We start from the raw sequence: 14,436 nt of genomic DNA on the forward strand, positions 1-14,436 counted from the left end.
CTATCGGATGAATCTCTCTGCAGGCAGCAGCCACGCAAATTCAGGCCGTTGACAGCAGAATGCTGAAGCATGCATTGTTCCGACGCACCGAGGACGTCTTGACCTCTAAGTCGAAGTGAGCTTAAAATGTGAATCGATTGCTTTTTATGCACCCTTGCCATCACTGAATCAGGTTGATCATCAATGTCCGGTTACTGGGACCCTCATATTGAGCGCATGCCCCTTGAGGACCTGCATTCCCTTCAGGAGGACAGGCTCAAGTTCGTAGTGCGCTATGTGTACGACCACTCCGCCTTCTACCGGCAGAGGTTCAAAGAGGCAGGCATAACGCCAGAGGATATCAAGACCCTGGCAGATGTGGCGAAACTGCCTTTCACCAAAAAGGCAGATCTGCGAGACAACTATCCCACAGGCATGTTCAGCGCCCCCAAAAATCAGGTGGTGCGCTACCATGTTTCCAGCGGCACGACGGGCAAGCCGACGGTGGTCGGCTACACCAGGGGCGATATCGAGACCTGGTCTGAGTCGCTGGCCAGGGCGCTGACATCCTTGGGGCTCTCCCGGGATGACGTGGTCCAGGTGGGATACGGCTACGGCCTTTTCACCGGCGGCCTGGGGCTGCACTATGGCGCAGAGCGTATGGGCGCTGCCGTCCTGCCCGTCGGCACGGGCAACACCGAGCGGCAGATCGAGCTGATGCAGGACCTGGGCACCACAGCCATCGCCTGCACACCATCTTATTTCCTGCACATCATGGAGGTGGCAGAGAAGATGGGCGTCTCCATCAGGAACGATACCCAGCTTAAGGTGGGCATCTTCGGGGCGGAGCCCTGGTCTCTTGAGACCCGCAAGAGAATCGAGGCTAATACGGGAATCAATGCCTATGACATCTACGGGACGAGCGAGATCTCAGGGCCTCTTTTCACCGAATGCCAGGCGAAGAACGGCATCCACGTCTGGGGAGATATGTTCCTCACCGAGGTGGTGGATCCGGATACCGGCGAGCCGGTAGCTGAGGGGGAACAGGGTGAGCTGGTCTTCACCACCCTGCACAAGTTCGCCCTGCCGCTCATCCGCTATAGAATTGGCGACCTCTCCGTAATGAGCAACGAGGTCTGTGAGTGCGGCCGAACCCACCCGCGTATCATGAGGATCATGGGCCGGACGGACGACATGCTCATCATCCGGGGAATCAACGTCTTCCCCAGCCAGGTGGAGTCGGTGCTGATGAGAATTCCCGAGGTGGGAGACCACTGGGAGATAATCGTCGACCGCAAGGGGCCTTTGGATATGATGACCGTGCGCGTCGAGCTGACAGAGTCCGGCTTCTCGGATAAGATCGGCGACCTGATGAAGCTGGAGAACAAGGTCTCCAAGGAGCTGAAAGGTGTGCTGAACATAGCGGCAAAGGTGGATCTGGTGGAGCCCGGAACCATCCCCCGATCCATGGGCAAGGCCAAGAGAGTGACAGACAACAGAAAGGTTTAGAATAAGTTTAGAATAAGTCTTAGGAGGCTATTATAGATGTCAGAGATAAAACAGGTTTCGCTCTTTGTGGAGAACCGGCCGGGAAGGACGGCAAAGGTTGCCAAGACGCTATCGGATGCCGGGGTGAACATCCGCGCCCTCACCATCGCCGAGGCAGGAGATTTCGGGGTCATTCGCATGGTCTTAGACGATGCTGAGAAGGGGTACAAGGTCCTGAAGGAGAACGCCTTTACCGTCTCCATGACCGATGTGCTGGCGGTGGAGATGAAGGATCAGCCCGGTGGCCTGTATGAGATCGTCAATACCCTGGGAGGGAATTTGGTGAATGTGGATTACGCCTATGCCTTCGTCACCGCCAAAGCGCAGAGAGCCATGCTCATCCTGCGGGTGGACGATATCGCCAAAGCCCGCAAGGTCCTGAGCGACAAGAACATCAAGATCGCCACCAAAGAGGAGATCCAGGCCATCTGACGGCCTGGACGGTCATTTTTTTAATCAGCTTTCTGTTCATCATAGTCTCACAAAATTCTTATATATTAATCGCCAATTCGGCCGAACATGAAATCTCTTGCCGCCTTTCTGACCGGCATCGTTCTGCTGGCCTGCCTTGCTTTGCCTGTATCGGCTCTGGAATCAAGTGTCCTGACGATCTGCGATAAGAACCTCTCCATTGACATTGGGCCGAGCTACGAGATCGTCAGCAGCAATGTTGATGCCAGCAGCAGCGGGATGATATCCAATGACTTCTTCATCAACGACACCGCCCAGACGGGGTCTGCCTTTGTATCCATACTGACCATATTCGACGAGATCCTCACCAAGATGAATCCAGACGCTCTGTCCGAACTCTTCCTCATCGGAGGGGTGGAGGCTGCAAAGGAAAACGGCGATACAGAGATCGGCAAATGGATGGCTGCTGATAGCAGAGGCAGAAATGTTAGCGTCACCACAATGAGTTCTGGGGATGAAGACGCTCAGATGCCCCATGGAGTCTACAATATCTCTATCTGGAACCTGGATAGTACGACTTATGCTTTGCTGGTATCGTCATTTGATGAATATAACACCACCCAAATAATTAAGACTCTGACCGTCAGCTAGGCGGTGGATGCATCAGATCTCTTACTTTTTTCGAGCCACTCATTTGCAGGTAGTCACCCCCTTATGCGTTGATACTTTCAGGAACCACTAGCAACATCATCATCTCGTCAATAGTCCAGATATGATCAGTTATGCCAGCTGCCATAGCTGGAGATCTGGGATCCCATTGTCTTTGATCGCTATTGGATTCTTCTCGCAAGGATTTGAGAGGTCTTCCATAGTTATAAACCATATCCTCCAAGGCACAAGAAGCCTTAAGCATCTCCTCTTCTTTTGAGAATGATAAGGTTTTTCGAACCATTCTTCCATTCATTTGTCTCGAAGTTAGATTGGTCCTTTCGACATATGCGGTATTCAATCCCAAAAAACTTGGTACCTCGTTAGGATCTCCATAGACTACTCTGTGAGTGATGCGAATCAATCTTCCACCTGATCGATGCTTTGTAACCTGGAGACATCTCCATCCAGGCTGCGGTTGTTTTCGAGTTGGAGGTCTTCCCCTGCCAGCGTATTCAGGCGACTTCCCCCAGGTTTCAAGCATTGCTTCAGGATAACTATCATTTCCGTCGCTCGATATTGCAGGAGGTTCAATCGGATTGCAGCGATTCTTTATTTGCAGCATCATAGCCACTGCAACTTCCTCTTCATTCTTTCCTATCGCACGTCCCACTCTCAGCCTGGTATCGACATCTATCGCGGTACCTCGCCAGAATGTGCCTCGATCGACCTCTTCAGGATGGTTGCTTTTTCCCCCTTATGTCCTACATAGGTCCACATCGCATCGAGCTGAACTCGGGTCAGATGGTAGTTAGCCAGAAGCAAAGCCTCAATCTCTTCAACATGAGCCGATGCTTTGCGAAGCCAATCCACAATAGTCTCTTCCTTTATTCCTTTCACTCTATGGATGGCGGCAAGGCTATTTCTTTCCGCAAGCATAGCCAGACATTCGAGGATCTCTTTTGGGCTGTGATGCAGGCCATAAAAGATAGTCCCTTTATTTCCTACAAATACTCTGCCACATGTTTTGCATTTCAAACGTTGCGTGCCCTTGGAAGTGCGGCCGTATCGGACTATGTTTCCGTGATCCACTTTGCCATAGTCAGGACAGTCTTTATTCCAGCAAAACGAACCAGCAATTGCCAGTCTACCTGCCTTCATTGCATTCCCCAAGCTAAATATGCAATGAAGGAATATAAACTTAATTAGGGGGGACTACCCATTTGCAGGAAGTCTTTTAAGAGCAGTCCGGCCTTAGCCGAACATCGCCCCTATCCCTGCTTCTGCCGCTTCTGCCTCATCCCGGAAGGCTTTTAGCAGGGCCTTGCCCTCCTCGCCCTTGAGTTCCTCGGCTGCCGTATCTGCCAGGAGCTTTTTGGCTTCTGCTGCCAGCTCGTCCTTGACTTTGATGTAGATGCACATGCCATCTTTGTCCAGGCCCATGGCTTTGCAGTCCCTCACCGTGGGCCCCAGGCGCTTCCAGAACTCCTCGTCCAGCATCTTCTGCATATCTTTGCTTTTATCCATGGGATAAATATATACCAATTCCATTTTATTACGACTCCTCTTACAGATCCTTCAATGCCTTCTTCAGCATCTCTGTGCACTCGTCCATGAGCTCAGCTGCCCGGTTTATGTCCTGGGCGGCCAATTCACTCACCCTGGCAACCTGAGCCGCCCTCTCCCGAAAAGAGGTGCTATGGCTCTGGTTATGCTCTATCCAGTGCTCCAGGAGGTGCTCTACCTCATGGCGGTTCAGGTCGTGGCCCTTTGAATCATGGCTATGATCATGGCTGTGCATAATTAAATCAGCTCCAGACCCATGATGATCCTTTCCCTCATTTGAACCTTGCCTTCAGGCTCTGAAGAGCGGCAAATGAGTTTGGTCAGACCACCTTCTCCAGCTCTTCCCGGCCGAGCATATGCACCTGGACCATATGATGAGGATGATAGCGCATCTTCGCCTCCCGGATCCCCTCCACACCCATATCGCTCTCCCGGTTGATATAGGTGTATTTTTTGGCCAGGATTTTGGCCGTCTCGGCATTTATCGCCCGGTAGATTCCTTTGCAGTCAGGGAGCCCCTTCTCGAAGTGGACCAGCGCTGTATCCTCGTTTTGCCCCTCAAAGAGGGATATGGCCCCGATCTTTCCCTCCGAGCGGATGGCTATTCCCGACAGCTCAAGCTCCCGATAATGGGCCAGGGCAAAGCACAGGGCATCCTTCTCCGATGCCAGATCCGGGTTTGAATCGCAGTCCTTCCACTCGCACCACTGCTCTACGAAATCGTTTATCTCCTCGATATTATCTGTCCCCAACTCCTCGACCAGGGGACTGCAGGTCTTCATGAACTGGTTGAGCTGGCGCCTGATGGTCGAGTATCCCTTTCCAGGCAGATGGGCCAGATCATTCGCCAGATAGACATAATCAAAGTACATCCTCTCGGGCTGAAACTGCAGCTCCGGATAGATACCGCTTATCCATTCCAGCGTCTCCTGGTCCAGCACCACAAAGGGCCTCGTCTCATCGCTCTTCAGAGCGAGGGCCAGAACCTCATGGAGGAGATCCGGATTTCTTGGCCCGATGGGAGGACGGTAGCGGGTCTTGCCGGCAATGGTGCTGGAGAGGAGCACGCAGTCCTGGACAATAGCATACCGGTAGTTGGCGTAATAGTTCCAGCAGACCATGTTGGTGAAGGTGTTGTCGCTGTGCCTCTGAGGGAACCGGCGGTAGTGCTGGACGAAAAAGTCCCTGTCCGAGAGCGTCACCGGCTTGAAGTCGCAAGAGCTCAGCACCCTTGGCCCTCCCAATCCAGGAGCATGGGCACATGCCCAGGCATTTTGCGAAATCCAATTGAATCGTAAAAGTCCTCCTTTCCCGGCTCGGCGATCAGGCCCACCCAGGCGATTTTCCTGGCTCTGCACCCCTCTATAAGCTTCTCAATTATCATCCTGCCTAATCCCATATTCTGCCAGTCGGCTAAAACCACCAGATCCTGAATGTACCCATCTGAGACCCCATCGGAGATCACCCGGCCCATACCCACTGCCCTGCCACTCCTTCCGTCAACCGCCACTGCGAATAGAAAGCTTCCCTGAATCAGGTCATTGAGATGAGATGGGTCCATGTACTCCCTCCACCAGCCGCCGGCCCGGTACAGCTCCACTATGTCCTCTTCTTTCCAGCGGCTGACGAATTCGACCACTACACAATTGTTATTGTCTAAAAGGCTTTTGTCCGGCAATGAGTCTACCCCTAATATTAAAGGAAAATTGAAAAAGCCGAGGAAAGATGGGTGATTGAACCGAGTTTGTTATCCAATCCCCGCACTCTCCACTGCTATTCTTATGTCGGAAGTTCTCGACGCTCCGGTTTTTGCTTCAAGCGTATATATCAGCTCTCTCTACCTCTCTGGAGGCCTTCTTGCGCAGCTCCCTGGCCATTGATGAATAGTATTTCATCGTATCCGCAGTCACCGAGGGCCCAATCTCCTCTAAGGCGGCAAGGAAATGCTTCTGGCTGATCCTGGTGGCGGCCATATCCTCCCTGAGGGCCAGGCGCCCGGCCTTTCTGACCAGAGAAGCGATGTCTGCGCCCGTATACTGATCAGTCTGCTCGAGCAGCTCCTCGACGTCGATATCATCTGCCAGGGGCGACTTTTTCAGATGGACCTGGAAGATCTTGCGCCGGGACTCGCGGTCCGGCACGGGCACCAGTATCAGCTCATCGAACCTTCCCGGCCTGAGAAGAGCAGGATCGATGATATCCGGCCGGTTGGTCGCTCCGATCACCACCACTCCGTGCAGCTCCTCCAGGCCGTCTATCTCGCTTAGAAGCTGGTTGACTATCCTCTCGGTGACATGGGGCTCGCCCATCGCTCCCCCTCTGACGGGGACCAAGGCATCCAGCTCGTCTAAGAATATGATGGAAGGAGCAACCTGCCTCGCCTTCCTGAATATCTCTTCTACTCTCTTCTCGCTCTCTCCGTACCACTTGGACAGCAGTGCGCTCCCTTTGACGGTTATGAAGTTCGCCTCGCTCTCATTGGCCACCGCTTTTGCCAGCATGGTCTTTCCCGTGCCCGGCGGGCCGTAGAGCAGGATTCCCTTGGGGGCATCAATGCCCAGGCGCTGGAAGCTTTCCGCATTGCGCAGCGGCCATTCAACTGCTTCCACCATCAGATCCTTGACCCTCTCCAGGCCACCTATGTCCTCCCAGCTCACATTGGGGACCTCCACCAGGATCTCTCTCATCGCCGAGGGCTGAATCTCCCGCAGGGCGGCCTCGAAGTCGCTCTTCTGCACTATGAGCCGGTCCAAGATCTCCTTGGGAATGGTGGGCTCGTCCAGATCGATCTGTGGCAGGATACGCCGCAGGGCGTTCATCGCCGCCTCACGGCTGACCGCAGCGATGTCCGCTCCCACGAAGCCGTAGGTCTCTATTGCATAGTCCTCCAGGACCACGTCCTCGTGCAGGGGCATGCCCCGGGTATGGATCTGGAAGATCTCCAGCCTTCCTTCCATATCCGGAACGCCCAGCTCGATCTCCCGGTCGAACCTTCCCGGCCGGCGCAGTGCCATGTCCAGGGCCTCGGGACGGTTGGTTGAGCCGATGACTATGACGTTCTTCCTCTCCTTCAGCCCGTCCATGAGAGATAAGAGCTGAGCTACCACCCTCCGTTCCACCTCTCCAGTGACATCTCCTCTCTTGGGGGCGATGGAGTCCAGCTCGTCTAAGAAGATGATGGCGGGAGTGTTCTTCTCCGCCTCCTCGAACAGGTCTCTGAGGGCTTTCTCGCTCTCCCCATAGTACTTGGACATGATCTCCGGGCCGTTGATGCTTATGAAGTAGGCGTCGCTCTCATTGGCCACTGCCTTGGCCAGCATGGTCTTTCCCGTGCCGGGCGGGCCGTGCAGCAGCACTCCTTTGGGCGGATCGATGCCCAGGCGGTCGAAGAGCTCTGGATGCTTCAGCGGAAGCTCAATCATCTCCCGGACCTTGGTTATCACCGGCTTGAGGCCGCCGACGTCCTCGTAGACCACTGAGGGCACGGAGCGTTCAGGCGTCTCCACCGCCTGGGGCAGGAGCTCTATGTCCGTCCCCTCGGTGATCTTGACGATTCCGCCCGGGCTGGTGGAGACCACCCGGAGCTTGATCTCCCCCAGGCCAAAGGCCTGAGCACCAAGAAAGCCCCGGAAGATCTCCTCGAACATGGTCTCCCTGCCCATGGAATCGGTGGGGGGCTTTCTCACGCTGGTGGTGGAGATGACATCGCCTCTTAATAGCGGTCGGCCGTTGAAGACCTTGGTGAGGACATCGCCCGGGGCGAAGATCTGCATGCCCTGGGTGACGGGGGCCAGCGTTACATGCTTGGCCTCTTCCCAGGTCGCCCTCTTGACCTCTACATACTGACCGATGCTTGTTCCGGCATTGGATCGAATTAGACCGTCCATTCTGATCATGTCGATGCCCTGGTCCTGAGTGTAGGCGCTCACGGCCAGAGCAGCTGTGGGTCGCGATCCGATTATCTCCACTACATCCAGGGGACGGATGCCGATTCGTTCCATGAACTCGTCGCCCATCCTGACAATGCCCTTTCCTACATCGCCCTGATTGGCCTCAGATGCCTTCAGCCTAACGGTTTCTCCTTCGGTCATTTCTCTTATGCACCTGCTTATCTGATCAGTATTGGGGTTTCTATTTTTTAAGTAGTTTGCTATCTTGAGTTAGAGTCCATATTGGCTGGCAATTCTCTCTTATTCCAGGGAGATGACCATAATAGTTGGAGCCTATTTGCAGAAATCTCTTATTCCAGAGGTCTGTAAATGATCTCCTGGCCTCCAATGCGGCCAATATCGATGGCGCCTTGAATAATCCTTTTCGCAGCCAGGGATTGCGGGGCTAAAAAGTTGGTGTACGCATCATCTTCCGCCGTTTACGGAGATGAGCCTGCGCGGGCCCAAGCGCAAGGACCTGATGCCCGATCCACTGTATCCTTATGCTGCGGGCAAGATCACAGGCGAATATTATGCTAGGGTCTCTCTGGGCTCTATGGATTAAGGACGGTATGCCTGCGATTTTTTAGTGTTTATGGGCCCAGGCAGGATCCGGCTTCAGAGTATTCGGCTGTCGATTCCCATTTTCATCTTCGTGGGACTTGGATTGGGTTGATGTACGAGAAGCCAAGGCCGGGGGACATCCAGGATTCTCTAGCGGATATATCCGCGGCAAGAAATGAACTTGGATACGAGCCCGGAATACAGGCCTTATATCAGGGTTAAAGGAGACTGTGGTTGGTTTAGGGGATGACAGAGAAAAGAAGCATAATTCAAATCAGGACATGCCCAGACGCTCTTTTATCGCCCGGATATCGGCCTGCACCAGCCTGAATTGCGCTGCGTATCCCGGCTGGATATCCTCTCTCATGCCTTTGATTTCTTCATGAATCTGAGGTATTATGTCGGTGTTCTTCCTTACAACTTTCATATCGCCCTTCATCTCTTTCATATCGCCCTTCATCTCTTTCATATCACCCTTCATCTCTTTTATATCGCCCTTCATCTCTTTCATATCACCCTTCATCTCTTTCAGATCATCCCTCATATCCAATAGCAGCGGGATAGCCTTGTTTAGCTGGATTGCGGTGCAAACCTGGGCATATTCTCCTGTCTTCATGACATTGCTATTGGTATCCTCAAATACGATGCTCGATACCAGGGAGTGCTCCGGCCTTTGGCTCTCTGCTAGCTTCTTGAAGGCTGCAATTGCTTCTTCATTTCCCTCGATCAGGGCCACTACCTGCTGTTCATTTCCCTTCATAGTATTGCGGGCGTTGAAACCATCCAGACCCTGGTCTATGGCACTGGTCATGAGAAAATATCTGTAGCCCACGTTGTGCACGTTTTCGCCGGTGATTGTGACTTTTAGCTTCATGCTATCCATAAACATATTGCTTGAACTATTTGGCAGTTTCGCTGATCTTCATAATTGCTTATATCTTTGTATTGTCTTCATGCGGTTGCTCTCGAATATCTCAACACTTTTCAGCTTTTATCATGAATGGGCATTCAACTGGGGGATGATTCAGAGATTAAGGCTAAAGCTGCGATTCATCCAATCCAATGCAACTGCAGGCTGAGCAGCCTTCGCATTCGCCATAGAGCAGTTGATCTTTCAGTGAGGCATATTCTGAATTGGTTATCGATCCGGAATTGAGCAAATATCTATAATGCTGCAGCTTTTGGACCTTTTCGTTAATCTCCCTCAAATACTCCGGGTTATCCAAATCGCCCAGCTTTCTGGGAAGCAAAAAGCGTCTATTGCTTGAACTCCATAGCTCTGGTTCGATGATTCTGATGGTTCTCAGAAGGGTAGCAAGATCAGCACCTAAGTTATCTGCAATTATTCTCATGATTTTTCTGCCCCCAAATTTCAGGTAAGTATCGTTGATCCCAATTAAAAACCTTTCCCCGTCTGGATGATTGATCCAAGACAAGATAGCAAGAAAATGGTGGTTAGTTGATTAAATTTTTCCAAAAAATCGAAAAAATAAATGGATAATGACTATTAAGAAAATTTCATACTCGTCGACAGCTATGCATTCATGTTCTGACAAGAAATAATATTTAATTTTCTCTTTTATAATGCGAAAAGATATTGAATAAAGGATTGAGCGAAGACTGGATTGTTCGCATAGCTGCTCTTTAGGCCTCTGTGGTTCCGTCCGTTAGTTTGCAGCCCCGGCACCGTGCACTGCAACCGCAAAACCACACAGAAGCAGAGGACAAAAAAAGCGGAATTAAACCACAAAGAACACAAAGATCACAAAGGACGCGCAAAGCCCGGTCTTTTTGACCTCCAATTCATGATACCGATTTGATGACATATCAATAAGAATCAAAAAAGATATCAATTAATGAAAGCACGGGTCAGGGGAGGAGCAGGAGTCATCGGCTCTAATTTGGTATGGGCGCTGGTTGGCCAGGGCAGCGGATGCATTCGCAGCGCTGCGGGAGGAGGGACGCAGATCGCAATGTGCGCGGCGATATAGGTGACCACTCCCACCAATAAATTGGCGGGCATCTAGGCTTTAGCCACAGACTGTAGCCCCAGTCTGAGAATGTTTATAGCGGCGTTATGGTCCCTGTCCAGAGTCAGACCACAGAAAGAACATCTGTGGACTCTTTCTGATAGATCTTTTTGAACCACTTGACCGCAACCAGAGCATATTTGAGATGTGCCATTGGGATTCACTAGTTCGACACGTTTACCGGCCCATTCTGCCTTGTAAGACGTGGTAGTTATCAGTTTGTTCCAAGCAGCATCTGTAATATGCTTTGCAAGACAATGATTCTTGACCATGCCCTTGATATTCAAGTCTTCGAAGGCTATCAAGTCATAGGATTTAACCAGGGATATGGAGAGCTTTTGAACAAAATCATCCCTCTTGTTGGTAATTCTTTCATGAACCCTATGAACCACTTTTAAGGCTCTAGCCCTTTCCGGTGTTCCTTTTTCTGCATTTGATAGCTTTCTCTGAGCCTTTGCCAGAGCATTTTCTTCATGAACAAAGAATCTTGGATTATCTACCTGCTCGCCATTGGATAGGGTGATGAAGCTTTTTAAACCCACATCAACGCCTATTGATAATCCCGTCTTAGGAAGAGGTTCATCTGGTTCAACTTCAACCAGGAAGGATACAAACCATTTCCCAGTAGGCATTCTTCTGATATTAAGCCTCTGGATTTCTCCATCTACAGCTCTATGAAGCTTGATCTTGATATGCCTCGACTTCGTCGAGGCTGCCATCGATGCAATCGTGGCATCTCCGATCTTGGATAACCATAGTTTGCCAGGCTTCAGGGAAAAGCCTGATTGAGTATAGGTGAAGCTATCGTACCTGCCATAGCCCTTGAACCTGGGATATCCTGGGTTTTCTCCTGCCTTGACTCTTCGGAAGAAGGCTTGATAGGCCAAATCAACTCTTTTGACGACTTCCTGTAGAACCTGAGAATGGACTTGCTTCAATTCGGGCTTTTCTTCTTTCCATCCTGGCAAAAGCTTCTTGGTATCGTAATAGGAGAGAGATTTGCTTTCTTGCTCGTAAGCGTTCATCCTGATGGCTATTACTTCGTTATAGGTCCATCTGCAAAGCTCCAAGGCGTCATCCATCTTGGTTCTCTGAGATTTTGTAGGATAGATCCTATAGCGAAGCACCTTCAGCAAATCACTTCACCTTTTGCATCTCTACATAGCGTTCTATTACATCTTTGGTCGCATCTCCACAGGTGCCAACATAATAAGACGGATTCCAGAGATGTCCATCCAAAAGCTGATCTCTTAGTTCAGGATGCTTTTCAAAGAGCTTCTTTGCCGTAATGCCTTTGAAGATCTTGGCAATGTTAGCAGGAGCAAATATAGGATGAGCCGTCACAAAGAGGTGAACGTGATCGGGCATAATCTCCTGATTGATCAATGTAATACCCTTCTGCTTTGCTATCAATTCATGCAACCAATGAAGGTCTTCGGCGATTGAACCAATAAGAACCTTCCTTCGATACTTTGTTGACCATACGAAGTGGTAATACACATTATAGACGCATCCTCTTGCGCGTATCCAATGCCCTTGTTTATTCATCCTGAACTATACATATAGTGACCATATGCATATATATCTATCGGTAGGCACGGGCTGTATCCCGCCTTTGAAAAAGCGGGGATTAGCCCTGAGTTCGTCCTAAATATATACCAAACATCTAGAACATAGAGGACGATTCAACAATGATCCGGCTGGCGGCTTTCTTATCGGGCAGAGTGCCGGGGGTCGGATACAGGGTTAAAGCAATCACTCTTGCCGATGAGATGGATCCGGCCGGCATTATCCAGGACCGCCTTGATAAGAGTGTTGGCAGTGTCCTGGTGATTGCTGAGGGAAAGAAGAAGGACGAATCTGAGTGGTTCACCTCAGCAATTGCAGTCAAGAACGCACTCATCCATGCGGATAATGTCGATGCCCAATACTCTCAGGGATCAGGACAACACTCAGCTTTCCGGAAGATTGCAGGTCCAAAAGAGGTCAGAGAGCGTCTTCCTGATGGCGTCGAGATAGTCAACTACCGCTTCCTGAAGGGCGCGGCTTGCCTCTACGCAAAAAGTCGCGAGGCGTAAGGGTGGCTGACTCTTCATGCTGACTACACTGTGGCACATATTCGCGTGCTGGCACCCCAGGTACGGGAGGAGAGGTTCATTTGTCATCTTATCACCTAGATCGGTTGCCCGATCTCATATGCCTCCGATACCGTGTCCCTGTATTTGCTTGTACGAGTCAGTTAAGCTGTTGTCTGTTCCTCGTCAAAACGAGGGGAAGTAAATAGCTTACGGGAGAGCCCAATTCCTCCCCACCCTGAAGGATGGGGACTCTTTGAGCAACGTGTTGAAGGAATGCAAATCGACATCAGGAGTCTTACTGTCAGCGTTGACAACCTGACTGACCTCACTGAGGAGAGCTTCGAAAACCTTAATACCACCACAAAGAATGGATTCGGGAACCTGGGCGGCAAGATGGACCAGACGCCAAACAGGCAGGAAGAGACCAATAGAGAAAGGACTAATCTGATGAATATGATGACACCCCATATCCAACGGAGATCTCGCCAACTAGGCACAGAGCTTACAGAGACGTGATTGGGAGCATTTCTCACCGAAATGGCCTTAGCGATTAAACATGATGTCGAGCAGGACGGATAGCGGGATATAAGAGAACGCATGCATAGTGTGCCCAAAAGAGAAAACAAGCGAAGTGACAGCGAACCATGCAGGGTGTATACATAAAATGAGCAAAGCCAATAAAATATATAATCATGCTTTGAACTTATCAAGAAGGAAGGCCTTCTTATTTTTTCAAAAAATGGGACTTCATTTGACACCAAACCATTTCTACATCCCGATTCCTGACACGAGAAAGTTGAAAATGGATTTATGGAAAGAACCGTCGGACCTCAATGGTATTGATATCAACGAGGAGGAACAAATTAAGCTTCTCGCGATGTTTTCCTCGAAATTTAAAGATGAATATGAAAAGATTCCCAGAGATAAAACATCGATTCCTCATCAATACTATTTAAATAATGGTGCTTTTGAATCGGTAGATGCTGAAATCTTGTATTGCATGATTCGACATTTTAAGCCCAGAAAGGTATTCGAGATAGGATCAGGATATTCAACCCTATTGGCCGCTCAAGCGGTTTTAAAAAATGAGGAAGAGGGTTATGATAATTGTGAGCTGATCGCCTTTGAACCTTATCCGAATGATACCCTGAAGTCTGGCTTTCATGGACTTTCAAAGCTTGTTACTGCAAAAATTCAGGACGTTCCGTCGTGCAGGTTTAATGAACTAAATAAGAATGATATACTGTTTATCGACTCAAGCCATGTATTGATGATTGGAAGCGATGTCCAGTACGAATATCTCAATATAATGCCAAAACTTAAAAAAGGGGTTTTGGTTCATATTCATGATATATTCTTGCCCGCGGAATATCCCAAAGAATGGATATTAGAGGACTTCAGATTCTGGAATGAGCAATATTTATTACAGGCATTTCTAATTTATAATCAGGCTTTTGAAGTATTATGGATGGGAAACTACATGAACCTTATGCATTCTAATGAATTGGAGGCGGCTTTTAGTTCTTATAAGAAGGGGAAAATTTCTCCGGGGAGTTTTTGGATGAGAAAGAAAATATGAGAGACTCTTTGCTGTTTCCGATTATTTATTCCCGTAAAACCGCCATTATTCAAATTATCCTCCCCCATATAGTAGTACATTGTCCAACATGATGAAATTACGGT

At 50.1% G+C, this 14,436-nt stretch carries 19 protein-coding genes; 8 read left to right on the forward strand and 11 right to left on the reverse strand.

Annotation, left to right across the window (positions count from 1 at the left end; translation table 11 throughout):
• Positions 1-183: 183 nt before the first annotated feature.
• From MCON_RS03530 to MCON_RS03540, 3 genes are all read left to right on the forward strand, one after another.
• Positions 184-1,488, forward strand: coding sequence for a phenylacetate--CoA ligase family protein (locus MCON_RS03530; protein ID WP_013718666.1), 1,305 nt, complete (start codon positions 184-186; stop codon positions 1,486-1,488).
• A 36-nt stretch (positions 1,489-1,524) separates the two neighbouring features.
• Positions 1,525-1,959, forward strand: coding sequence for an ACT domain-containing protein (locus MCON_RS03535; protein ID WP_013718667.1), 435 nt, complete (start codon positions 1,525-1,527; stop codon positions 1,957-1,959).
• 87 nt (positions 1,960-2,046) lie between these two features.
• Positions 2,047-2,589: a hypothetical protein gene (locus MCON_RS03540; protein ID WP_013718668.1), complete on the forward strand. Its 543-nt coding sequence runs from the start codon at positions 2,047-2,049 to the stop codon at positions 2,587-2,589.
• Between the two features lie 61 nt (positions 2,590-2,650).
• Here the strand turns inward: MCON_RS03540 and MCON_RS17070 are convergent, their stop codons facing one another.
• The 7 genes from MCON_RS17070 to MCON_RS03575 all read right to left on the reverse strand — a co-directional run bounded on the left by MCON_RS17070 (position 2,651) and on the right by MCON_RS03575 (position 8,243).
• Positions 2,651-3,214: a transposase gene (locus tag MCON_RS17070; RefSeq protein ID WP_157863658.1), complete on the reverse strand. Its 564-nt coding sequence runs from the start codon at positions 3,212-3,214 to the stop codon at positions 2,651-2,653.
• A 65-nt stretch (positions 3,215-3,279) separates the two neighbouring features.
• Entirely contained in the window at positions 3,280-3,747 is a 468-nt protein-coding gene (locus MCON_RS03550) for a transposase-like zinc-binding domain-containing protein (RefSeq protein WP_013718669.1), read from the reverse strand.
• Positions 3,748-3,840: 93 nt separating this feature from the next.
• Positions 3,841-4,095, reverse strand: a complete 255-nt coding sequence (locus tag MCON_RS03555; RefSeq protein ID WP_232844333.1) for a hypothetical protein — start codon at positions 4,093-4,095, stop codon at positions 3,841-3,843.
• Positions 4,096-4,153: 58 nt separating this feature from the next.
• Positions 4,154-4,387, reverse strand: a complete 234-nt coding sequence (locus MCON_RS03560; RefSeq protein ID WP_013718671.1) for a hypothetical protein — start codon at positions 4,385-4,387, stop codon at positions 4,154-4,156.
• Positions 4,388-4,472: 85 nt separating this feature from the next.
• Entirely contained in the window at positions 4,473-5,381 is a 909-nt protein-coding gene (locus tag MCON_RS03565) for a DUF2156 domain-containing protein (protein WP_013718672.1), read from the reverse strand.
• Positions 5,375-5,830: a GNAT family N-acetyltransferase gene (locus MCON_RS03570; protein ID WP_013718673.1), complete on the reverse strand. Its 456-nt coding sequence runs from the start codon at positions 5,828-5,830 to the stop codon at positions 5,375-5,377. The genes MCON_RS03565 and MCON_RS03570 overlap by 7 nt, the downstream gene beginning before the upstream one ends.
• Before the next feature lie 136 nt (positions 5,831-5,966).
• Positions 5,967-8,243: a CDC48 family AAA ATPase gene (locus tag MCON_RS03575; protein WP_013718674.1), complete on the reverse strand. Its 2,277-nt coding sequence runs from the start codon at positions 8,241-8,243 to the stop codon at positions 5,967-5,969.
• Positions 8,244-8,459: 216 nt separating this feature from the next.
• On the opposite strand from MCON_RS03575, the gene MCON_RS17075 reads away from it, so the two are divergent.
• Positions 8,460-8,621, forward strand: a complete 162-nt coding sequence (locus tag MCON_RS17075; RefSeq protein WP_394296218.1) for an NAD-dependent epimerase/dehydratase family protein — start codon at positions 8,460-8,462, stop codon at positions 8,619-8,621.
• Positions 8,622-8,919: 298 nt separating this feature from the next.
• Here MCON_RS17075 and MCON_RS03580 read toward each other — a convergent pair whose 3' ends face one another.
• Together MCON_RS03580 and MCON_RS03585 are read right to left on the reverse strand one after the other, a co-directional pair.
• Positions 8,920-9,519 carry an acylphosphatase gene (locus MCON_RS03580; RefSeq protein ID WP_013718677.1) on the reverse strand — a complete coding sequence of 200 codons (600 nt, stop codon included), beginning with the start codon at positions 9,517-9,519 and terminating at the stop codon, positions 8,920-8,922.
• Between the two features lie 163 nt (positions 9,520-9,682).
• Positions 9,683-9,997 carry a hypothetical protein gene (locus MCON_RS03585; RefSeq protein ID WP_013718678.1) on the reverse strand — a complete coding sequence of 105 codons (315 nt, stop codon included), beginning with the start codon at positions 9,995-9,997 and terminating at the stop codon, positions 9,683-9,685.
• A 504-nt stretch (positions 9,998-10,501) separates the two neighbouring features.
• Between MCON_RS03585 and MCON_RS16835 the strand changes: the two genes are divergently transcribed.
• A complete protein-coding gene (locus MCON_RS16835) occupies positions 10,502-10,636 on the forward strand; it encodes a hypothetical protein (RefSeq protein WP_269798839.1) in 135 nt (44 codons plus the stop codon).
• 32 nt (positions 10,637-10,668) lie between these two features.
• Here MCON_RS16835 and MCON_RS03590 read toward each other — a convergent pair whose 3' ends face one another.
• Positions 10,669-11,811, reverse strand: coding sequence for an RNA-guided endonuclease InsQ/TnpB family protein (locus MCON_RS03590; protein ID WP_013718679.1), 1,143 nt, complete (start codon positions 11,809-11,811; stop codon positions 10,669-10,671).
• A 1-nt stretch (position 11,812) separates the two neighbouring features.
• Positions 11,813-12,223, reverse strand: a complete 411-nt coding sequence (gene tnpA / locus MCON_RS03595; RefSeq protein WP_013718680.1) for an IS200/IS605 family transposase — start codon at positions 12,221-12,223, stop codon at positions 11,813-11,815.
• 143 nt (positions 12,224-12,366) lie between these two features.
• Between tnpA and MCON_RS03600 the strand changes: the two genes are divergently transcribed.
• The 3 genes from MCON_RS03600 to MCON_RS03610 all read left to right on the forward strand — a co-directional run bounded on the left by MCON_RS03600 (position 12,367) and on the right by MCON_RS03610 (position 14,332).
• On the forward strand, positions 12,367-12,753 hold the full coding sequence (locus tag MCON_RS03600) for an acylphosphatase (RefSeq protein WP_013718681.1): 387 nt from the start codon (positions 12,367-12,369) through the stop codon (positions 12,751-12,753).
• A 273-nt stretch (positions 12,754-13,026) separates the two neighbouring features.
• A complete protein-coding gene (locus MCON_RS03605; protein WP_013718682.1) occupies positions 13,027-13,269 on the forward strand; it encodes a hypothetical protein in 243 nt (80 codons plus the stop codon).
• Between the two features lie 148 nt (positions 13,270-13,417).
• A complete protein-coding gene (locus MCON_RS03610; protein WP_013718683.1) occupies positions 13,418-14,332 on the forward strand; it encodes a class I SAM-dependent methyltransferase in 915 nt (304 codons plus the stop codon).
• Positions 14,333-14,436: the final 104 nt, after the last annotated feature.

The sequence above is a fragment of the Methanothrix soehngenii GP6 genome (assembly GCF_000204415.1).
Lineage (GTDB): Archaea > Halobacteriota > Methanosarcinia > Methanotrichales > Methanotrichaceae > Methanothrix > Methanothrix soehngenii.